The following is a 20,249-nucleotide window of genomic DNA, read 5'->3' on the forward strand; positions in this document are numbered from 1 at the left end:
GAGCGACGGGCTGCACTTGGCAATGGGATGGAGTTACCGCGATTTGGAAAAGCCCCATGTCATGATTCAAAGCGCCTATGGAGAGAGCCACCCGGGGAGCAGTCATCTTCTGACGCTCTCCCACTCCGTGCGGGACGGCGTTCTTGAGGCCGGCGGCCGCCCGGCAATCTTCTGCTGCACCGATATATGCGACGGCGTGGCCCAGGGGGGGCCGGGCGGGTACTTCTCCCTGGCATCACGGGACTTCATGTGCTGCATGTGCGAACTGCAGGCAACGGCGTCCATGGCCGACGGAATCGTGCTGCTGTCCTCCTGCGACAAATCCATGCCCGCCAGCATCATGTCCGCAGCGCGGCTGAATCTTCCGGCCATCGTTATGCCGGGCGGCTCAATGCCCGCGGGCGCCGGTTTCTCCGCCTGTGATACCATGTGGGAATGCAGGCGGGAGATGCAGAGCGGGGCCTTCAGCGAGGAGGCGTTTGTCGTCAAGAGTGCCGGGGCCTGCCCCGGCCCGGGTGCATGCCAGCAGTTCGGCACCGCCAGTACCATGCAGGCCCTCGCCGAGGCTCTTGGGCTGGCGCTGCCGGGCTCCGCCCTGATTCCCACCTCCAATTCCGCCATCACCCGCGCCGCGCGGGAGAGCGGCAACCAGATCATGGAGTTGATCCGTCTCGGTATCCGGAGTCGGGACATTCTCACGCGAAAAGCCTTTGAAAACGCCGTCACCGTACACGCCGCAATCGGAGGAAGCACCAATGCCATCATGCATCTGTTGGCCGCAGCATCTGAGGCTCACGTTGAACTGACGCTGGACGGCTTTGACCGTATTCACAGCAGCACCCCCTACCTTGTGAATATCCAGTCAACCGGCAAATATCCGACGGAGTACTTCTGGTATGCCGGCGGGGTGCCGGCGCTCATGTGGGAGCTGCGGGACACCCTGCACCTTGATGCTCTGACCGTTACGGGGAAAACCCTGGGGGAAAACCTGGAGGCCTATCGGCAGTCGAACTACCTGGTGCATCGGCAGTTTTTGAAAAACTATGCCCTCCATGTTGAGGACGTCATCGTTCCAAGAAATACGCCGCGGGAACCAGACGGAGGCATCGCGATTCTCAAGGGAAATCTGGCGCCTGAGGGCGCTGTGGTGAAGCACAGCGCCGTTCTTCCCGAGATGCGCCGCCATATTGGCCGGGCCGTCGTCTTTGACTCTGAGGACCATGCCATCACATCCATTGACGCAGGTCTTGTCGCATCCGGTGACATTCTGGTCATCCCCGGACTTGGCGTCCATGCAGCGGGTATGCCGGAGCTGTTCCGCATCAGTGAGCGAATTTCGGCGGATGAGATTTTGGAGCGGACAACGGCGGTAATCACCGACGGCAGGTATTCCGGCTGTACGAAAGGTCCCGCGATTGGATACGTGTGTCCGGAGGCCGCCGACGGAGGGCCGATTGGGCTCGTCCGCACCGGAGACCGGATTGCAATCGACATTCCCTCCCGAACCCTGTCGCTTGTGGACGGGGTCTATCAGGGAAGTATTCTGGACGGAGACACGCTGCTGCGGATGCGAAAGGCCGAAACATACACACCGACGCAGCTGCCCGCCACCGTGGAGGAGAGCCAAATGCTAAAAATCTACCGGTCTACCGCAAGGGCGGGATTGCTGGGGGGAAATATGGATCCCTTATCGGAAGCCCGTTTTCAGGTCACAAAGATGTGACGCGCAAACATTCTGAAAAGCCATTCCAAACAGCTTCTTTCCAATATGGAAGCTTTTCCCTCACCCCTTCAGCAGAAGATTTCATCCAAATATTTGCATTGACCCGCTTATTCAGTCAAAGCACTTTGTAAGCGAGGGTCTTCATGCAGACAAATCGAACCGTTTTCCGGCGGCAGGCAAAATCATACATATTTTGGGCGGACTGCTCCCCCCTTCCTGTCACGCGGTAGAAACGTGATTTTGAGTGGCTTTTCCCAGTCGGCGGGGGTGTTGGTTACAAATTTGTCTGTCAAACGGAATAGAAACCACCGCGCATGCTCCCGCAGGAGCATGCGCGGTGGTTTGACAGGGCCCGGCGGGCCTCACGTGGGGAGGTGCTCCGTCTCAAACACCGGCGCGTCCACCCGTTCCGCAATCAGCGTCCGGTGGGCGGAGCGCACCTGCTCCCTACATTTTTTCAGCAGCTCCGGGAATTCCTCCCACTGCTCCAGATGTGCGTTTTGAATCAGCTTGCTCTCCTGTAGATGGGCCTGGATCACCAGGTTGTAATAGAGCTGGGCATCCAGGTGGTCCGCATGGGACACCCGTGCCAAAAGCTCCGTGACCGACCGGTATTTTTTCCACAGCAGCCTGGTCGCCATGGCCCGCTGAAAGGGAAATACCACGCAGTTTGCAACGTAGGCAATCGCCGCCCCCGCCAGGATATACCCCAGGCGGATCAGGAACACGCCGCCCACCGCGGGCAGGCCGAAGGCAGTCATGAACACCGCGCCCCCCATCGCGCCGATGGTGGAGCAGATGAAGGTCTCCGTGTAGTCCGTAAAGTAAAAGGAGAGATAGCCGGACAGCATCATCGCCGCAGTCCGCCCGGCCGGGGAGGCAATCAGGGAGTAAATGACCACCGACAGCAGCCCGCCCGCCACCGTGGCGGCGATCCGCTTTTTCATCTTTGCGGGAACGTCGTCCGCATACGGCATCGACACGGAGGCCAGCGTGAACAGCAGCCACTTCCCATGGGGAAGGGCCAGCGTCTGCACCAGCAGGGTCGCGCAGGACAGCAGCAGCGCCACCCGGACGGCATAGGCCGCCCGCATGGGGCTCAAATCCATGGCGGCGAACAGCCGGAGCTTCAGGGACTGGGCCGTGGGACGGCCGTGGGTCCGGCTCTGGGGGGCCGTCATATGCACCATCCGGTCCCGGATGTAAACCAGCATCTTATAAAACGGCTCCCCGGCGGCCTCCTCCCGGCTGAAAAAATCACGGGGGTCCAGCGCCGGCAGCTCCCGCTCCTGGTGGAGAAAGGCCCGGAACGCCTGGAGCTGCACGGCGGTCTGCCGCAGGAGGTCCTGCTCTCGGGGAGAGGGCCGCGGGGGCAACTCATGGGCCAAAAACAGCAGGTGCTCCAGCCCGCGCCCGGCGTCCACCACGGAAAACCCGGCCTCTGACACGCACAGCACTCGTTTTCTCCGGTCATAGACCAGCTTGCTCAGGGTGCACAGCTTCTCGTGCACCGCCGCAAAATCCGGCTGTGCCTCCGTCTGCGAGAGCTTTCCGGCGATGTATGCATCCACAAGGTCGATCATCTCGCTGAGCACGTCCCGGGCCGTCTCCACCATGCGGTTTCTTCCCATCACCCACTGATAGAGCAAAATAGACACCGCCCCCGCCACCATGGCGGTCATTCTCCCCGGCAGCTGGGCCGCGTTGACGGGGGAGATGAACACCAAGAAGAGATAGGACAGGATGTAGGGAAAATACATGTGGGTGGAGTACTCGTAGGTAAAGGCGTACAAAATCACCAGCAGTGTGGAAAAATCCACCAAAAACGACGGCAGGGCCGGAAGCACCGTCACCCAGTAGGCCGCAAACGCCATCCACACCAGCACCAGCGATTGCAGCAGCAGGTGCCGGATGGGGGTGGCGGTCAGGTCCCGGACCATGGAGGCGGACATCAGGATGGTGAAGATCACGGCCACAATGGAATTCTCCTGTCCCAAAATCCGCGGGAAGAGATTCACATAGGCGATGATGAAGAGAAAGCTCAGTGTGCTGAACCGAAAGCGCTCCCGGATTCTCTGCGGAATCTTACTCTTGCCCATAGGCCGCACCCCTTTTTGCACGGATTTCCGTTGACATTTGGACCGGGCATTGTATAATATGATAGCAAAAACATGATAGTCATGAATTATTTACTAATGATCTATGATACTATTCGATACTTGGTTTGTCAACGGGGAATCCGGAGGGAGGACACATGGGCACGGAGAACATCTCGGAGCAATTTGTCAAAAATCTGCTGCGCGCCCTGCCGCGCTGGCACTCCAAGCTCGTCCGCCCGTTTAAGGAGTCCTTAAACGGGGAGATGAGCCTGGAGACCTACTACTGCCTGGAGACCCTGCGGGCCTGCGGCGCCGTCTCCATGACGGAGCTGGCGCGGCACCTGGGGGTTCCGAAGCAGCAGGTGACGAAGATGATCGACACGCTGACCGCCCACCAGTTTGTGGAGCGCGTCCACAAGGCGGACGACCGGCGGGTCATTGAACTGCGCCTGACCGCCAGGGCCCTGTCGTACATGGACGGCTACCATTTGAAAAACAGGGCCTTTCTCCAGTCCCTGGAGAGCCAATTGACCGACGCCGATCTCCAGAAGCTGAACGGTGCCGTCACCGTCTTATCCGAGATTCTCGTCAAGCTGAACTAGAGGCACGCCGCCTTCTCCGGGCTTTTATTTTCCGGAAAATGAAAACCGCCGCGCAAATCCACCAGGGACGGCCGCTCTCATTTGGAGAGCCGGCCGTCCCTGGTCTTATTCAATTCCCGCAGCAGCTGCTCCCGGGCCTCCGCGCCGCTGTTGGCCGGAGGCAGCTCCAGCAGATACCACCCGGCCTCGTTCCACTCTTTCAGGGTGGCGGCCTCCGCCGGAACGTCCGCCAGCAGCCAGGCCAGGCGCCCCCGGACGCTCCGCTCCGGCCGCCGCAAGTCCGACAAGTACTCCACGTTGATCTCCCCCGCCAGCCACTCCAAAAACCCCTGGCCTCGCCGCATCCCCTCGCCTCCCCGCTTTTTGTTTAGAATATCTCGAATTGAGATTTTTGTCAATATCTCTGAGGGGTATTCCATATAATAGGAGCTGTTTGGAGGGGGTGTTGGCTTGCGCCTGAAAGATCTGCGGGAGGACCGGGACATGACCCAGCAGCAGCTGGCGGACCTCCTGAACATCCGCCAGAACACCTATTCCCAATACGAAAACGGCCAGCGCCAAATTCCCCTGACGGCCCTGGTGCAGCTGGCCCGGTATTACGAGACCTCCGTGGACTACATCCTGGGGCTGACGGACACCCGCAGGCCCTATCCCCGGGGGACGGGTCCTCTCTGAACGGAAACCAAAAAGGGCCGGACAAGCACTGTCCGGCCCTTTTTATTTGGCGGGAAAGCCGAAGGTCTCCCGGGTGTCGAAGAGATACGTGAGGAAGCTCTTGGGATAGGAGATGAACGCCCCCGCGTCCACCAGCTCCAGCACCTCCGCAAGTTCCGCCCAGCGGACCTGCCGCACCTCCTCTTCCTGGAGGGTCAGCGCCCCGATGTCCAAATCCTGTACCAGGAGATAGAAGTCGTCGAAGCCGCCGGGAAACTGCACCGTCACCGTGGGGCGGCGGCCCGTCAGGTCCAGGGGGAAGCCCAGCTCCTCCAAAAACTCCCGCTCCGCCCCCCGGCGGCTGGTCTCCCCGGCGTCCACGCCGCCGCCCACGGACACGTCCCAGTACCCCGGCCAGATGCGCTTCCCCGGCGCCCGCTGCTGAATCAGCAGGCGGCCCCGGCGGTCGAACACGCAGACGTGGACCACCAGGCGGTACTCCCCCGGCCCCTTGGGGCCGTACCGCTCCGCCGTCCGCCCCAGGGGGACGCGGTTTTCATCGTATAAATCCACCCACTCCATCGCCTTGCCTCCTCACTGCCGCCGGGCGGTCTCGTAGTCGCTGCCCCGGCGGTAAAAGGGGCAGGCGCTGTTGGCCCCGCGCAAAAACCGCTCCATCTCGTCCTCGTCCAGGTCCTTGGAGCAGGTAAAGGCGTCCGCCTCCTCGTCATAGTCGTAATACACGCACTCCTCGCAGTTCGCCGCCATTCCATCACCTCCCGGCCAGTATACCACACCCGCCCCCGCCTTCCAAGCCCCTTCATATTGACGAAAGCAACCCCTCTTCCCTGAAAAATCCCGTGCAGATTGCCGTTTCTCGGCAAATTCCTTGACAGAAGTGGGAAACTGCTCGTAAAATGGGATACAATTTCGGGCGCCTTGCCCGGCCCACACGGAAGGATTTGACCGCCTATGAAAACGCCCTTTGCCACCCGGGAACAGCTGGAGGCCATCGCCGCCCAGTACCCCACGCCGTTCCACATCTACGATGAAGCAGGCATCCGGGAGAACGCCCGCCGCCTGAGAGCCGCCTTTGCCTGGAACCCGGGCTACCGGGAGTATTTCGCCGTGAAGGCCACCCCCACCCCCGCCATCTTGAAGCTGCTGAAGGAGGAGGGCTGCGGCTGCGACTGCTCCTCCCTGGCGGAGCTGCTCATGGCGGAGCGGTGCGGCGTCACCGGGGAGGACATCATGTTCTCCTCCAACAACACCCCTGCCGAGGAGTTTCAGCTGGCCAGCCGCCTGGGGGCCGTCATCAATCTGGACGATTTGACCCTGGTGGACTACCTGGAGCAGTCCATCGGCGCCATTCCGGAGAAGATCTGCTGCCGCTACAACCCCGGCGGCGTGTTCACCCTGGGGGAGACCCGGGAGGGCTTCCAGGTGATGGACAACCCCGGCGACGCCAAGTACGGCATGACCCGCCCCCAGATCGCCGAGGCCTTCACCCGCCTGGCCGCCAAGGGCGCCAAGGAGTTCGGCATCCACGCCTTCCTGGCCTCCAACACCATCTCCAACGAGTACTACCCCGCCCTGGCCAGAATTCTCTTCCAATTGGCGGTGGAGCTCCAGGCGGAGACCGGCGTCCACATCACCTTCATCAACCTCTCCGGCGGCATCGGCATCCCCTACCGGCCGGAGCAGCCCACCAACGACATCGCCCTCATCGGCGAGGGGGTCCGGCGGGCTTATGAGGAGATTCTGACCCCCGCCGGGATGGGGGACGTGGCCCTGTACACGGAGCTGGGCCGCTTCATGCTGGCGCCCTACGGCCACCTGGTGACCCGGGCTATCCACGAAAAGCACATCTACAAGGAGTATATCGGCGTGGACGCCTGCGCCTGCAACCTGATGCGCCCCGCCATGTACGGCGCCTATCATCACATCACGGTCCTGGGCAAGGAGAACGCCCCCTGCGACCACAAGTACGACGTGGTGGGCGGCCTGTGCGAGAACAACGACAAGTTCGCCGTGGACCGGATGCTGCCCGCCATCCAGCCGGGGGACCTGCTGGTGCTCCACGACACCGGCGCCCACGGCTTCGCCATGGGCTACAACTACAACGGCAAGCTCCGCTCCGCGGAGCTGCTGCTGAAGGAGGACGGCTCCGTGGAGCTGATCCGCCGGGCCGAGACCGTGGACGACTACTTCTCCACCCTGGTCTGGTAATTCCGCGCCAAATGAAGGAGCGCCGCGGCTGTGCCGCGGCGCTCCTCTTTTTCTATGTAGGCGTGCCCTTACTTCGCCTCGGCGGTGAAGAAGACAAAGAAGACGTCGCCCTCCTGGCCCTCTTCCGTGCCGTCGTCGAAGTACTCCATGGTGGAGATGGAGAAATCCTTGTTGCCGGCGGGAACCTCGAACACCAGCAGTCCGGTCCGCTCCTCGTCCACCGCCATCTCATACTCATCGGGCAGCTGCTCGTCGCTGACGGCCGGGGTCTCCTCGGTGATGGGGAGGGAATAGGTGCCGTCGCTGGCGGAGTCGTTCCACTGGGCCTGGAAATCGTCGTCCCACATAACGATGCTCTCGGTGGCGGTGTTCTTCACCGTCACCTCCGCCACCAGCAGCTCGTTGCCGTCGGCGGGGGTGTAGCCCTCGTACTCGCTGCAAAGGTAGGCGCTGTTCACCGTATAATCAAAAAAATACGTGTGCATGGTGCTGCCCAGGCGGCCCTCTGCATAGCCGTCCTCCGCGTAGCCGTCGCCGCCCTTGCTCCCGGACGACTGGCCGGGAATGCTGTCGCAGCCCGCCAGCGCCAGCGCCAGAAGCGCCGCCAGCACCAAAGACCCCAGTTTTTTCATGATATTCTTCCTCCATTGATCATTTTTGATAGCAGCCGCAAACCGGCTGCCCCGCAAAAGCGCGTACGCGGCTAGTTTACCACGCTTCCTCAGGCAATGCAACAGCTTTTTTCCAATTTTCATCCAGAAAGTTTCCCTCAACTCTTTACTTTCCCCGGGAGCTGTGGTATTTTAAAATATAGAGTATTGTGGGCCCCGGGGGGGCCTGATTTTTTGACGCAGGAGGCATATGACGCCATGCAGTTATTGGACGAATTTCAATCCATCCTCTCCCGCTCCGGCGCCCATCTGGTGGGCCAGCAGTACTACGGGGTGTGGGAGGGCTACCCCTTCTCCGCCTGCATCCAGCAGCTGAAGGAGCCGGGGGTGGTGCTTATGCATTTCCGGCTCACCGCGTCCCTGGAGACCGCCCTTTTTAAGGAACTGCGCAAGTCCCTGCCCAAGGGCTGCCAGCTCACGGCGGCGGGCGGGTCTCAATACCGCCTCCTTTGCTCCGGGCGGCCCCTGCGCAAAACCGACGCAACCCTCTCCTCCGTCCTCTCCACCCTGACCCGGGGATTCCAGAACGGGGGAATCGCCCCCTCGGACCTGTGCCCCATCTGCCATCAGACGGACTGCGACGCCTACGCCGACGTGGGCGGCTACACCGCCGTCCACCGGGCCTGCGTGGAGGCCATGGCGGAGGACGTCCGCTCCCAGGCGGAGACCGCCGCCCACTCCGGCAGCTACATCACCGGCTTCATCGGCGCCCTGCTGGGCGGCCTGGTGGCCAGCCTCCCCACCATTGTGGCCGGCTACGCCGGGTGGCTGGTGGCCTACCTCTACGCCCTGATCCCCCTGGGGGCCTACTACGGCTACAAGCTCTTCCGGGGCCGGATGAACCACGGGGTCTTCCTGTGCACCTGCATTGCCTCTTTGATCCACCTCTTCACCATCGAGCAGGTGACCTTCTACATCGCCGTCCACCAGGCCTTCGACATCTGGCCCAGCGTGGTGGACTCCTTCCGGTTCTACTGGCAGATCATGACCCCCGGCGACATCGCCGCCTCCATGGCCATGTCGGTGGTGTTCATGGGCCTGGGCCTCTGGATCAGCTGGGGCCAAATCCGGCGAACCGCCTACACGGACATCCGCTCCGCCAACACCGTCCACTCCACCCTGACGGACAAAGCCCCCTACTGAGTCCCGCAAAACCACGCCCCCGGCGGAGACTGCCTGTGCAGTCCCCGCCGGGGGCGCGTTCTCTCTCAGGGGCAGTCCGCCAAAGGCGGTGCGGCCCCCTCACCGGGTGGGGATGATCTCAATCCAGTACCCGTCGGGGTCCGCGATGAAATAGATGCCCATGTCGTGGTTTTCAAAGCAGATGCAGCCCATCTCCCCGTGGCGGCGGTGGGCGGCCTCATAGTCGTCCGCCCGCAGGGCCAGGTGGAACTCGCACTCCCCCAGATCGTAGGCCTGGGGATGGTCCCGCAGCCACGTCAGCTCCAGGCGGAAGTCCGTTTTGCCGTCCCCCAGATAGACGATGACAAAGCTGCCGTCCGCCGCCTCCTTCCGCCCCACCGGCTCCAGGTCCAGGGCGTCCTTGTAGAATTGCAGGGACCGTTCCAGATCGGACACGTTGAAATTAAAATGGTTGAATGTCAGCACAGCAATCACCTCCCCCGCAGTATACCACACGCCCCCGCCCGCCGCAAGCGGTTCCGCCAGGCGCCGTTTTGCCATCCTTCACAATTTGCAAAAAAAAGTCTGTGCATTTTTTTGTCGCTTTCCCGTTTGACGGCGGCGGGCTGCCGTGGTACACTTTCCAATAGTTAGAGTATGCTAACTTTTTGAGGAGGAACTTCCTATGACGCTGGATATCCTGCCCCTGGGCCAGGAGGCCGTCATCACCGCCGTGGGCGGCGGTGGGGCGCTGCGCTGCCGCCTGCTGGACATGGGCCTGATCCCCAAAACCGCCGTTCGGGTGGAGAAGGTGGCCCCCCTGGGGGACCCCCTGGAGCTGCGGGTGCGGGGCTATACCCTGACGCTGCGGAAGGAGGACGCCCGCAACATCCAGGTGGAGGTGAGGCAGGGATGATCTTCGCGCTGGCCGGCAACCAAAACTGCGGCAAGACCACGCTGTTCAACCAGCTCACCGGCTCCAACCAGCACGTGGGCAATTTCCCCGGCGTGACGGTGGACCAGAAGTCCGGCGCCGTCCGGGGCCAGAAGGACTGCACGGTGGTGGACCTGCCGGGCATCTACTCCATCCGCCCCTACACGCCGGAGGAGATCGTCACCCGGGACTTCATTCTCCACCAGAAGCCCGACGGCATCATCAACATCGTGGACGCCACCAACATCGAGCGGAACCTGTACCTGACCCTGCAGCTCATGGAGATGCGGATTCCCATGGTGCTGGCGCTGAACATGATGGACGAGGTGTCCGGCAGCGGCGGCACCATCGACGTCCAGGGCATGTCCAAGGCCCTGGGCATTCCGGTGGTGCCCATCTCCGCGGTGAAAAATCAGGGCGTGGAGGAGCTGATCCGCGCCGCCGTCTCCACCGCCCGGACCCGGACCTATCCCGCCGTGTACGACTTCTGCTCTCCCGGCCCCGTCCACCGCTGCATCCACGCGGTGGTCCACCAGATCGAGGACCACGCTCAGGCCGCCGGCATCCCCGTCCGCTTCGCCGCCACCAAGCTCATTGAGGACGACCCGGACGTGCGCGCCCGGCTGGAGCTGGACCAAAACGAGCTGGAGCTGGTGGAGCACAGCGTCCAGGAGATGGAGGCGGAGACCGGCATGGACCGCAACGCCGCCCTGGCGGACATGCGCTACAACTTCATCGAGGGCGTCTGCCGCGAGACGGTGGTGAAGTGCCGGGAGTCCCGGGAGCGCCGGCGCAGCGAGGCCATCGACCGGGTGGTGACCCACCGGTACGGGGCCCTGCCGATCTTCTTCGGCATCATGCTGGCCATCTTCTACCTGACCTTCAACGTCTTCGGCGCCGCCCTCTCCAACCTGCTGGCCGCCGGCATCGACGCTCTGACCGCCGCCGTGGACGGCGGGCTCACCGCCTACGGGCTGAACCCGGTGGTCCACAGCCTGGTGATCGACGGCGTGTTCGCCGGGGTGGGCAGCGTTTTGAGCTTCCTGCCCATCATCGTGGTGCTGTTCTTCTTCCTCTCCATTTTGGAGGACACGGGCTACATGGCCCGGGTGGCCTTCGTCATGGACCAGCTCCTGCGGAAAATCGGCCTCTCCGGCCGCAGCATCGTGCCCATGCTCATCGGCTTCGGCTGCTCCGTCCCCGCCATCATGTCCACCCGGACCCTGGCCTCGGAGCGGGACCGGCGGATGACCATTCTGCTGACGCCCTTTATGAGCTGCTCCGCCAAAATTCCCATCTATGCGGTGTTCTCCGCCGCCTTCTTCCCCCGGCACGCGGGGCTGGTGATGATTCTGCTGTACCTCACCGGCATCTTGGTGGGCATTCTGGCGGCCAAGGTGCTGGGAGCAACCGCCTTCCAGGGCAACCCCGTCCCCTTCGTGATGGAGCTGCCCAACTACCGCTTTCCCTCCGCCAAGAGCGTGTGGCTGCTGTGCTGGGACAAGGCCAAGGACTTTCTCACCCGGGCCTTCACCATCATCTTCGTGGCCACCATTGCGGTGTGGTTCCTCCAGACCTTCGACCTGCGGCTGAACCTGGTGTCCGACAGCGCCGAGAGCCTGCTCGCCACCGTGGGCGCCGTCCTCTCCCCCCTGTTCGCCCCCCTGGGCTTCGGGGACTGGCGGGTATCCACCGCCCTCATCACCGGCTTCATCGCCAAGGAGTCCGTCATCTCCACCCTGGGCATCCTCACCGGCGCCGGAACCGCGGTGACGGCCGCCGCCCTGGGCACACTGTTCACCCCCGCCAGCGCCGCAGGCTTCCTGGTGTTCACCCTGCTGTACACCCCCTGCGTGGCCGCCATCTCCGCAGTGAAGCGGGAGCTGGGCTCCGGTTGGAAGGCCGCCGGCGTGGCGGCGAGCCAGTGCCTGGTCGCCTGGGCGGCGGCCTTCCTGGTGTACCACGCGGCGCTGCTGCTGTTGTGAGGAGGGGACGGCCATGCTGGAGGTACTGATCCTGGCGGCCCTGGGGCTGTGGCTGTGGGCGGCCCTGCGAAGCTGCCGCCGCCACGGCGGGGGCTGCGGCGGAACCTGCCGGGACTGCGGCGGGCGCTGCGGGGGCTGCTCCAAGGGGTGCGACCGCCGCTGAGCGCCGTTCCGGCGGCATTTTTGTGCATATTTTAGAACTCTTGCCCAGTTTTTTGGGGATTTCTGTGAAACTTCCCAGCAAAACGCCGGTTGACTTTGCCGCTTTGACCCGCTAAAATGTAAGTATTCAGACCATCAAGGAATTGGGAGAGGAGCTGACGGATATGACATACGGAACGAAGACCTCTATGCATACAATGTCCCGCCATGCGTCCGCCGGCTTTGCAGACGCTGCTTCTTCCTGCGCCCATTGCGCCTGCATGCATACCACCTCCAACTCCATTTCTGTGATTTTGGACGCCATTCTCATGGCGTCCATTATTATTATTGGTCTGGTAAACCTGAACACCCTGGGCGGCATTGTGCTGCCGGTGCTGGTACTGCTGGCAGGCCTGCTGGTTTGCCGTATTCCCCAAGGGCTACAGACGCGAACATACGCATAACTGTATGGATACAGTGAAGCGGTTCCGCACTGTGGCGGGACCGCTTTTTTGTATAATCATCAATTGCAAAAAGGAGATACCACAATGAAAAAGAAGTTCCTCAGTCTTGTGATGGCCATGGCCATGATGCTGGGCCTCGCCGCCTGCGGCGGCGACAAGCAGCCCTCCGCTCCCGCCGACAACGGCGACACCCAGGCCCCCGCCCAAGCCCCTGCCGAGGGTGCCGCCGAGGGCGCCGCCTTCATGCTGGGCGGCACCGGCCCTCTGACCGGCGGCGCCGCCATCTACGGCACTGCCGCCAGAAACGGCGCCCAGATCGCCGTGGATGAGATCAACGCCATGGGCGGCATCCAGTTCGAGTTACAGTATGAGGACGACGCCCACGACGCCGAGAAGGCCGCCAACGCCTACAACGCGCTGAAGGACTGGGGGATGCAGATCTCCCTGGGCTCCGTCACCTCCACCCCCGGCGGCGTCACCTCCGCCATGAACTTTGAGGACCGCATCTTCGCCCTGACGCCCTCCGCCTCCGCCACCGCCGTGACCGAGGGCAAGGACAACGTGTTCCAGATGTGCTTCATGGACCCCAACCAGGGCTCCGCCTCCGCCCAGTACATCGCCGACAAGGGCCTGGCCGCCAAGGTCGCGGTCATCTGGAAGAACGACGACGTGTACTCCAAGGGCATCCACGACACCTTCATGGCCAAGGCCGCTGAGCTGGGCCTGGAGGTGGTGTCCGACACCACCTTCGCCGACGGCAACGACACCGACTTCTCCGTGCAGCTCTCCGACGCCCAGACCAAGGGCGCCGAGCTGGTGTTCCTGCCCATGTACTATCAGCCCGCCTCCCTCATCTTCGCCCAGGCGGACGCCGCCGGCTACGCCCCCAAGTGGTTCGGCGTGGACGGCATGGACGGCATTCTGACCATGGACGGCTTTGACGCCGCCCTGGCCGAGGGCGTCATGCTGCTGACTCCCTTCAACGCCGACTCCACCGACGCAAAGACCGCCGCCTTCGTGGCCGAGTATCAGAGCCGCTTCGGCGAGATCCCCAACCAGTTCGCCGCCGACGCCTATGACTGCGTGTACGCCTACAAGCAGGCCCTGGAGGCCGCCGGCGCCACGCCCGACATGAGCGCCGAGGAGCTGTGCGCCCTGATGATCGAGCAGTTCGCCACGACCTACAACGAGGACGGCTCCGTTGACAAGCAGGGCATCACCTTCGACGGCCTCACCGGCGAGGGCATGACCTGGGACGCCTCCGGCGCCGTCAGCAAGAGCCCCAAGGGCATGGTCATCGAGAACGGCGCCTACGTCGGCCTCGACTGATCCCTCTCTCCCGGCAAGGACGCCGGAGCGGCCGCTTTCGCGGCGGCCGCTCCGGCGCGCTCCGGGTCCGGCGCCCGGCAGCGTGTATCTGAAAATCCCCGGCGGCCCCGGCGGTTTTCAGATACGCACTGGACGTATCGCCTCCCTCGAAAGAACTTGACAAGGGGTGTCATCTTATGACTTTTCTGAACTTCCTTCTCAGCGGAATCAGCCTGGGCAGCATCTACGCCATCATCGCCCTGGGCTACACCATGGTCTACGGCATCGCCAAGATGCTGAACTTCGCCCACGGCGACGTCATCATGGTGGGCGCGTACATCTGCTTTTACGCCGTCTCCCGCTTCTCCCTGCCGCCTCTGGTGGGCGTGCTGCTGGCCATGCTGGTGTGCACGGTGCTGGGCATGGTGGTGGAGCGGCTGGCCTATAAGCCCCTGCGGGCCGCCCCCTCCCTGGCGGTTTTGATCACCGCCATCGGCGTGAGCTACTTCCTCCAGAACGCGGCGCTGCTGCTGTGGTCCTCCAACCCCAAGGTGTTCCCCAACTTCTTCTCCGTCACGGAGCAGACCGCGGAGGGCGAGGTGGTGAAAAACAGCATCCAGCTCTTCGGCGGGCAGCTCACCATCTCCTATGTGACCATCACCACCATCGCCGCCTGCATCCTCATCATGCTGGGCCTGACCTGGTTCACCAGCTTCACCAAGATGGGCAAGGCCATGCGGGCCTGCTCCGAGGACAAGGGCGCCGCCCAGCTCATGGGCATCAACGTCAATGCCACCATCTCCATGACCTTCGCCATCGGCTCCGGCCTGGCGGCCATCGCCGGCGTGCTGCTCTGCTCCGCCTACCCCACCCTGGTGCCCACCACGGGCTCCATGCCGGGCATCAAGGCCTTCACCGCCGCCGTCTTCGGCGGCATCGGCTCCGTCCCCGGGGCGCTGCTGGGCGGGCTGCTGCTGGGCGTCATCGAGATTTTTGCAAAAGCCTACATCTCCACGCAGCTCTCCGACGCCATCGTGTTCGCCGTGCTGATCGTGGTGCTGCTGGTGAAGCCTGCGGGCCTTCTGGGCAAGCAGGTCCGCGAGAAAGTTTGAGGTGCGGATCATGGCAAACAAATTGAACGCAATGAGCAAGACCTCCCGCCGGAACTACCTGACCTATCTGCTGGTGATCCTCAGCTACCTGATCCTCCAGGTGTGCAGCGGCTCCCTCAGCTCCTCCCTGAAGGGGATGCTGGTGCCCATCTGCGCCTATGTGGTCATGGCCGTCTCCCTGAACCTGACGGTGGGCGTCCTGGGCGAGCTGTCCCTGGGCCACGCGGGCTTTATGAGCGTGGGCGCCTTCACCGGCACCACCGCCGCCATCGCCCTGCAGGGCGTCCTCCCCTTCGCCCCGCTGCGCCTGGCGGTGGGCATGGTGGTGGGCGCCGCCTTCGCCGCCCTGGCGGGCTTCCTCATCGGCATCCCCGTGCTGCGGCTGAAGGGCGACTACCTGGCCATCGTCACCCTGGCCTTCGGCGAGATCATCAAGAGCATTTTCAACAACCTCTACGTGGGCATGGACGGCTCCGGCCTCCACTTCAGCCTCCTCAGCGACAAGACCAATCTGGCCGAGGGCGGCCAGCTCATCATCGGCGGTCCCATGGGCATCGGCGGCATTCAGAAGATCTCCACCTTCACCGCGGGCTTTTTGCTGGTGATGGTGACGCTGTTCGTGGTGTTCAACCTGGTGAACAGCCGGGCGGGCCGGGCCATCATGGCCATCCGGGACAACCGCATCGCCGCCGAGAGCATCGGACTGAACATCACCAAGTACAAGATGATGGCCTTCGTCACCTCCGCCGCCCTGGCGGGCGCCGCGGGCACCCTCTTCGCCATGAACTTCTCCACCATCGTGGCCAACAAGTTCGACTTCAACACCTCCATTCTGGTGCTGGTGTTCGTGGTGCTGGGCGGCCTCGGCAACATGCTGGGCTCCATCGTGGCGGCAGCGGCCCTGACCATCCTGCCCGAGGCCCTGCGCCAGTTCTCCGACTACCGGATGCTGGTGTACGCCATCGTGCTGATTCTGGTGATGCTGGCCACCAACAACCCCACCCTGAAATCCTTCCTGAACCGGCTCAAGCCCGGCAAACGCGGCAAAAAGGAGGCGGCCTGACATGTTTTCCAAATTGGTTCCCGTCCCCTCGGGCAGCTTGATCCCCGACCGGGACATCGACAAAAGCCCCATCCTGGAGTGCATCAACCTGGGCATCACCTTCGGCGGGCTGAAGGCCGTGGAGGACTTTGACCTCACCATCGGCCGCACGGAGATCGCCGGGCTCATCGGCCCCAACGGCGCCGGCAAGACCACGGTGTTCAACCTGCTGACCAAGGTCTACCAGCCCACCAAGGGCACCATCCTGCTGGACGGCACCGACACCCACAGCATGGACACCATCCAGGTGAACCGGGCGGGCATCGCCCGGACCTTCCAGAACATCCGCCTCTTCCAGAACCTCAGCGTGGAGGACAACGTGAAGGCGGGCATGGACACTCAGATGGAGTACAACATGTGGAGCGGCATCTTCCGCCTGCCCGGCTACTGGAAGGAGGAGAAGGTGGCCCACGACCGGGCGCTGGAGCTGCTGTCCATCTTCCACATGGCGGACATCGCGGGGGTGAAGGCCGGCTCCCTGCCCTACGGCGCCCAGCGCCGGCTGGAGATCGTCCGGGCCCTGGCCACCAACCCCTCCCTGCTGCTGCTGGACGAGCCGGCGGCGGGCATGAACCCCTCGGAGACGGCGGAGCTGATGGAGAACATCCGCAAAATCCGGGACACCTTCCAGATCGCCGTGCTGCTGATCGAGCACGACATGAACCTGGTCATGAACATCTGCGAGGGCATCTGCGTGCTGAACTTCGGCCGGATCATCGCCAAGGGCAGCCCCGAGGACATCCAGGCAAACCCTGCGGTCATCGAGGCGTACCTGGGCAAGAAGAAGGAGGCGTGAGCATGGAACCCATTTTGAAGGTGGACGATATCAACGTCTATTACGGCAGCATCCACGCCATCAAGGGCGTCTCCTTCCACGTGGAGCAGGGGGAGATCGTCACGCTGATCGGCGCCAACGGCGCCGGGAAATCCACCACGCTGAACACCGTCTCCGGCCTGCTCCACAGCAAGACCGGCTCCGTGTCCTTCCTGGGGGAGAACCTGGGGAAGGTCCCCTGCCACAAAATCGTCTCCAAGGGCCTGGCCCTGGTGCCGGAGGGCCGCCGGGTCTTCTTGCAGATGACCGTCCAGGAGAACCTGGAGATGGGCGCCTACACCCGCAGCGGCAAGGCCGTGGACGAGGACCTGGAGAAGGTCTACGGGCAGTTCCCCCGGCTGAAGGAGCGGTACAAGCAGGTGGCGGGCACCCTGTCCGGCGGCGAGCAGCAGATGCTGGCCATGGGCCGGGCGCTGATGAGCCAGCCCAAGCTGCTGATGCTGGATGAGCCCTCCATGGGCCTGGCCCCCATTCTGGTGGAGCAGATTTTTGAGATCATCCAGAACCTCCACAAGGCGGGCACCACCATTTTGCTGGTGGAGCAGAACGCCCAGGCCGCCCTCAGCGTGGCGGACCGGGGCTACGTGCTGGAGACCGGCAAGGTGGTCACCTCCGGCACCGGCGCGGAGCTGCTGGCCAGCCCCGCCATCAAAAAGGCCTATTTGGGGGGCTGAACGAGCGGATTTCCAAAAGGAGAGCGCGGTGCGCTCTCCTTTTTCTTTGCTTTTTGGCGCGGGCGTGGTATACTGCTGTCATGACAAGAAAGGGAGGTCCTCCATGCACGCGGAAGAGCGCCGCCAGGCGATTTTGGAACAACTGCATCACGCCCCCGCCCCCGTCAGTGCCGGGGCTTTGGCGGCCCGGTTTTCCGTCAGCCGCCAGATCATCGTGGGGGACATCGCCCTGCTGCGGGCCGCCGGGGCGGAGATCTCCGCCACCCCCCGGGGCTACGTGATCCTCTCCGCCGCCGGGGGACTGGTGCGGCAGGTGGCCTGCCGCCACGACGCCGCCGGCATGGAGTCGGAGCTGAACGCCCTGGTGGACCAGGGCTGCACCGTGCTGGACGTCATCGTGGAGCACCCCGTCTACGGCCAGCTCACCGGCTCCCTCCAGCTCTCCAGCCGGTACGACGTGGCCCAGTTCATCGCCCGCTGCGCCCGGTCCGAGGCCCGGCCCCTGTCGGACCTGACGGAGGGCATCCACCTCCACACCCTTTCCTGCCCCGATGAGGCCGCCTTCGCCCGGGCCCGGCAGGCCCTGGAGGCGCTGGGCGTCCTGCTGACGGCGGAGAACAACGGCTGAAAGGAGCGATTCTATGGGTTTTCTGGACAAATTCCGCAAGAAGCCCCGGGTCTCCCCCGGCGGCTCCCCCATCTACCGCTATGAGGACCGGGAGGACCGGGGCTGGCGCCCGCCCGAGGCCTGCGGCACCTATGCCCAGGCGGTGAACGACCGCTTCCAGACCCTGTTCCCCGGCCGGGAGTGCTTCGTGTTCCACGAGCTGATCTCCGATCTGGTACACATCGACGTGAACATCCTGCGCCCCACGGCGGAGCAGAACTTCTACGTCCTCTACACCACCGGCATGAGCGACCTGCCCATGACGCTGCCCGACGAGATCGCGGACCGGGAGGACCTGAAATACGCGGAGCTGTACCTCTTCCTCCCCGCCGAGTGGGACCTGGGCGAAACCGGCGGGACGGACCGGGACCTGCCGGAGCGCAGCTACTGGCCCATCCGGATGCTGAAATTCCTGGCCCGGTTCCCCCACCAGTACCAGACCTGGCTGGGCTGGGGCCACACCATGCCCAACGGCCCGGACTACGCCCCTTTGGGCGACGGCGTGGGCTTTGGCGGCATGGTGCTCACCTGGAGCGACGGGGAACTGGGCGGCTTTGAGGCGGAGGACGGCCGCCGCATCCAATTTTACAGCGTGATCCCCGCCTACAAGGAGGAGATCGAGTTCAAGCTGAAATACGGCATGGAATCGCTCCACCAGCGGTTCTGCCAGGGCGGACTGCCCATGGTGCTGGACATCCACCGGCCCAACCTCTGCCCGGACTTCCACGAGGTTCTGGACGGCGAAACGGATGGTTGACAAGGGCGGCCATTGCGTGTATAGTAGGGTAGTCAGGTGTCAAGACACCTGACTACCCTACTATACTACATAAGAAACAGGTGCTTCCCATGGAAAACGTCAAAGCCTTCCTGCAACGGAAAAACATCGTCCTCTCCGCCAAGCGCTACGGCATCGACGCCCTGGGCGCCATGGCCCAGGGCCTGTTCTGTTCCCTCCTGATCGGCACCATCGTCAAAACCCTGGGCCAGCAGCTGGGGATTTCCTACCTGACGGACATCGGCGCCTACGCCATGGCCGTCTCCGGCCCCGCCATGGCGGTGGCCATCGGCTACGCCCTGAAGGCCGACCCCATGGTGCTCTTCTCCCTGGCCGCCGTGGGCTGGGCCGCCAACGCCGAGGGCGGCGCAGGCGGGCCGCTGGCGGTGCTCCTCATCGCCATCATCGCCGCAGAGTGCGGCAAGGCCGTCAGCAAGGAGACGAAGGTGGACATCCTGGTGACCCCCGCCGTCACCATTGTGGTGGGCGTGGCCCTGGCCAAGCTCATCGCCCCGCCCATCGGCGCCGCCGCCGGCGCCTTCGGCCTGGTGATCGACAACGCCACCAAGCTCCAGCCCTTCTGGATGGGCATCGCCGTCAGCGTGCTGGTGGGTGTGGCCCTGACCCTGCCCATCTCCTCCGCCGCCATCTGCTCCGTTTTGCAGCTGACGGGCCTGGCCGGCGGCGCCGCGGTGGCGGGCTGCTGCGCCCAGATGGTGGGCTTCGCCGTCATGAGCTTCCGGGAAAACCGCTGGGGCGGCCTGGTGAGCCAGGGCCTGGGCACCTCCATGCTGCAAATGCCCAACATCGTCCGAAACCCCCGGATCTGGATTGCCCCCACCCTGGCCTCCGCCATCACCGGCCCCATCGCCACCTGCCTCTTCCGCCTGGAGATGAACGGCGCCCCCATCAACTCCGGCATGGGCACCTGCGGCCTCTGCGGCCAGATCGGCGTGTGGACCGGCTGGCTGGCCCCCAGCGAGGAGGCCATCGCCAAGGGGGCGGCGGCCATCGTCCCCGGGGCCATGGACTGGCTGGGGCTGGTCCTCATCTGCTTCGTGCTGCCCGCCGTGCTGGCCCCCCTCATCAACCAAGTGTGCCGGAAGCTGGGGTGGGTGAAGGACGGGGATCTGACCTTGGCCTGACCGCCCG

23 protein-coding genes are annotated in these 20,249 nt (G+C 63.7%); 17 read left to right on the top strand and 6 right to left on the bottom strand.

The features are described from left to right. The first annotated feature begins 43 nt into the window (after nucleotides 1-43). Nucleotides 44-1,723: a dihydroxy-acid dehydratase gene (gene ilvD / locus QZS21_RS02215; protein WP_295579716.1), complete on the top strand. Its 1,680-nt coding sequence runs from the start codon at nucleotides 44-46 to the stop codon at nucleotides 1,721-1,723. A gap of 362 nt (nucleotides 1,724-2,085) precedes the next feature. Here ilvD and QZS21_RS02220 read toward each other — a convergent pair whose 3' ends face one another. Then, a complete protein-coding gene (locus QZS21_RS02220; RefSeq protein WP_295579719.1) occupies nucleotides 2,086-3,822 on the bottom strand; it encodes an FUSC family protein in 1,737 nt (578 codons plus the stop codon). Between the two features lie 155 nt (nucleotides 3,823-3,977). Between QZS21_RS02220 and QZS21_RS02225 the strand changes: the two genes are divergently transcribed. After that, nucleotides 3,978-4,424 (top strand): MarR family winged helix-turn-helix transcriptional regulator, encoded by a 447-nt coding sequence (locus tag QZS21_RS02225; protein WP_295579721.1) that lies wholly within the window; start codon nucleotides 3,978-3,980, stop codon nucleotides 4,422-4,424. A 77-nt stretch (nucleotides 4,425-4,501) separates the two neighbouring features. Here QZS21_RS02225 and QZS21_RS02230 read toward each other — a convergent pair whose 3' ends face one another. After that, nucleotides 4,502-4,768: a hypothetical protein gene (locus QZS21_RS02230; RefSeq protein WP_295579723.1), complete on the bottom strand. Its 267-nt coding sequence runs from the start codon at nucleotides 4,766-4,768 to the stop codon at nucleotides 4,502-4,504. Between the two features lie 106 nt (nucleotides 4,769-4,874). Here QZS21_RS02230 and QZS21_RS02235 point away from each other — a divergent pair, with 106 nt between their 5' ends. Beyond that, nucleotides 4,875-5,099, top strand: a complete 225-nt coding sequence (locus QZS21_RS02235) for a helix-turn-helix domain-containing protein (protein ID WP_295579725.1) — start codon at nucleotides 4,875-4,877, stop codon at nucleotides 5,097-5,099. Between the two features lie 42 nt (nucleotides 5,100-5,141). On the opposite strand, the gene QZS21_RS02240 is transcribed toward QZS21_RS02235, so the two are convergent. Together QZS21_RS02240 and QZS21_RS02245 are read right to left on the bottom strand one after the other, a co-directional pair. After that, on the bottom strand, nucleotides 5,142-5,660 hold the full coding sequence (locus QZS21_RS02240; RefSeq protein ID WP_295579727.1) for an NUDIX domain-containing protein: 519 nt from the start codon (nucleotides 5,658-5,660) through the stop codon (nucleotides 5,142-5,144). Between the two features lie 12 nt (nucleotides 5,661-5,672). Further along, nucleotides 5,673-5,846, bottom strand: a complete 174-nt coding sequence (locus QZS21_RS02245; RefSeq protein ID WP_295579729.1) for a DUF6472 family protein — start codon at nucleotides 5,844-5,846, stop codon at nucleotides 5,673-5,675. Between the two features lie 204 nt (nucleotides 5,847-6,050). On the opposite strand from QZS21_RS02245, the gene QZS21_RS02250 reads away from it, so the two are divergent. Beyond that, the gene (locus tag QZS21_RS02250; RefSeq protein WP_295579732.1) at nucleotides 6,051-7,307 is read left to right on the top strand and encodes a diaminopimelate decarboxylase; all 1,257 of its coding nucleotides are present in this window, start codon (nucleotides 6,051-6,053) and stop codon (nucleotides 7,305-7,307) included. Nucleotides 7,308-7,375: 68 nt separating this feature from the next. Here QZS21_RS02250 and QZS21_RS02255 read toward each other — a convergent pair whose 3' ends face one another. Continuing rightward, nucleotides 7,376-7,939 (bottom strand): DUF4352 domain-containing protein, encoded by a 564-nt coding sequence (locus QZS21_RS02255; protein WP_295579734.1) that lies wholly within the window; start codon nucleotides 7,937-7,939, stop codon nucleotides 7,376-7,378. A 237-nt stretch (nucleotides 7,940-8,176) separates the two neighbouring features. Between QZS21_RS02255 and QZS21_RS02260 the strand changes: the two genes are divergently transcribed. Further along, complete coding sequence (locus QZS21_RS02260) at nucleotides 8,177-9,121, top strand: hypothetical protein (RefSeq protein WP_295579736.1); 945 nt, start codon at nucleotides 8,177-8,179, stop codon at nucleotides 9,119-9,121. 99 nt (nucleotides 9,122-9,220) lie between these two features. On the opposite strand, the gene QZS21_RS02265 is transcribed toward QZS21_RS02260, so the two are convergent. Beyond that, nucleotides 9,221-9,586 carry a VOC family protein gene (locus QZS21_RS02265; RefSeq protein WP_295579738.1) on the bottom strand — a complete coding sequence of 122 codons (366 nt, stop codon included), beginning with the start codon at nucleotides 9,584-9,586 and terminating at the stop codon, nucleotides 9,221-9,223. 199 nt (nucleotides 9,587-9,785) lie between these two features. Here QZS21_RS02265 and QZS21_RS02270 point away from each other — a divergent pair, with 199 nt between their 5' ends. The 12 genes from QZS21_RS02270 to QZS21_RS02325 all read left to right on the top strand — a co-directional run bounded on the left by QZS21_RS02270 (nucleotide 9,786) and on the right by QZS21_RS02325 (nucleotide 20,242). Further along, nucleotides 9,786-10,016, top strand: a complete 231-nt coding sequence (locus tag QZS21_RS02270) for a FeoA family protein (RefSeq protein WP_295579740.1) — start codon at nucleotides 9,786-9,788, stop codon at nucleotides 10,014-10,016. After that, nucleotides 10,013-12,019, top strand: coding sequence for a ferrous iron transport protein B (gene feoB, locus QZS21_RS02275; RefSeq protein ID WP_295579742.1), 2,007 nt, complete (start codon nucleotides 10,013-10,015; stop codon nucleotides 12,017-12,019). Before QZS21_RS02270 ends, feoB begins: the two co-directional genes overlap by 4 nt. Nucleotides 12,020-12,032: 13 nt before the next feature. Next, nucleotides 12,033-12,182 (top strand): hypothetical protein, encoded by a 150-nt coding sequence (locus QZS21_RS02280; protein ID WP_295579745.1) that lies wholly within the window; start codon nucleotides 12,033-12,035, stop codon nucleotides 12,180-12,182. Between the two features lie 163 nt (nucleotides 12,183-12,345). Beyond that, nucleotides 12,346-12,624 carry a hypothetical protein gene (locus QZS21_RS02285; RefSeq protein WP_295579746.1) on the top strand — a complete coding sequence of 93 codons (279 nt, stop codon included), beginning with the start codon at nucleotides 12,346-12,348 and terminating at the stop codon, nucleotides 12,622-12,624. An 84-nt stretch (nucleotides 12,625-12,708) separates the two neighbouring features. Beyond that, nucleotides 12,709-13,953, top strand: coding sequence for an ABC transporter substrate-binding protein (locus QZS21_RS02290; RefSeq protein ID WP_295579750.1), 1,245 nt, complete (start codon nucleotides 12,709-12,711; stop codon nucleotides 13,951-13,953). A gap of 176 nt (nucleotides 13,954-14,129) precedes the next feature. Next, nucleotides 14,130-15,044: a branched-chain amino acid ABC transporter permease gene (locus QZS21_RS02295; RefSeq protein ID WP_295579753.1), complete on the top strand. Its 915-nt coding sequence runs from the start codon at nucleotides 14,130-14,132 to the stop codon at nucleotides 15,042-15,044. Between the two features lie 10 nt (nucleotides 15,045-15,054). Then, nucleotides 15,055-16,107: a branched-chain amino acid ABC transporter permease gene (locus QZS21_RS02300; protein ID WP_295579756.1), complete on the top strand. Its 1,053-nt coding sequence runs from the start codon at nucleotides 15,055-15,057 to the stop codon at nucleotides 16,105-16,107. A 1-nt stretch (nucleotide 16,108) separates the two neighbouring features. Further along, nucleotides 16,109-16,942 carry an ABC transporter ATP-binding protein gene (locus QZS21_RS02305; RefSeq protein WP_295579759.1) on the top strand — a complete coding sequence of 278 codons (834 nt, stop codon included), beginning with the start codon at nucleotides 16,109-16,111 and terminating at the stop codon, nucleotides 16,940-16,942. Nucleotides 16,943-16,953: 11 nt separating this feature from the next. Then, nucleotides 16,954-17,655 (top strand): ABC transporter ATP-binding protein, encoded by a 702-nt coding sequence (locus QZS21_RS02310; protein WP_366557572.1) that lies wholly within the window; start codon nucleotides 16,954-16,956, stop codon nucleotides 17,653-17,655. A 103-nt stretch (nucleotides 17,656-17,758) separates the two neighbouring features. Then, complete coding sequence (locus QZS21_RS02315; protein ID WP_295579764.1) at nucleotides 17,759-18,283, top strand: transcription repressor NadR; 525 nt, start codon at nucleotides 17,759-17,761, stop codon at nucleotides 18,281-18,283. A 13-nt stretch (nucleotides 18,284-18,296) separates the two neighbouring features. Beyond that, nucleotides 18,297-19,079: a suppressor of fused domain protein gene (locus tag QZS21_RS02320; protein WP_295579766.1), complete on the top strand. Its 783-nt coding sequence runs from the start codon at nucleotides 18,297-18,299 to the stop codon at nucleotides 19,077-19,079. Nucleotides 19,080-19,168: 89 nt separating this feature from the next. Further along, the gene (locus QZS21_RS02325) at nucleotides 19,169-20,242 is read left to right on the top strand and encodes a PTS transporter subunit IIC (RefSeq protein WP_295579769.1); all 1,074 of its coding nucleotides are present in this window, start codon (nucleotides 19,169-19,171) and stop codon (nucleotides 20,240-20,242) included. Nucleotides 20,243-20,249 lie beyond the last annotated feature (7 nt).

Origin of the sequence: uncultured Oscillibacter sp., assembly GCF_900544955.1 — a bacterium.
Taxonomy (GTDB): Bacteria; Bacillota; Clostridia; order Oscillospirales; family Oscillospiraceae; genus Oscillibacter.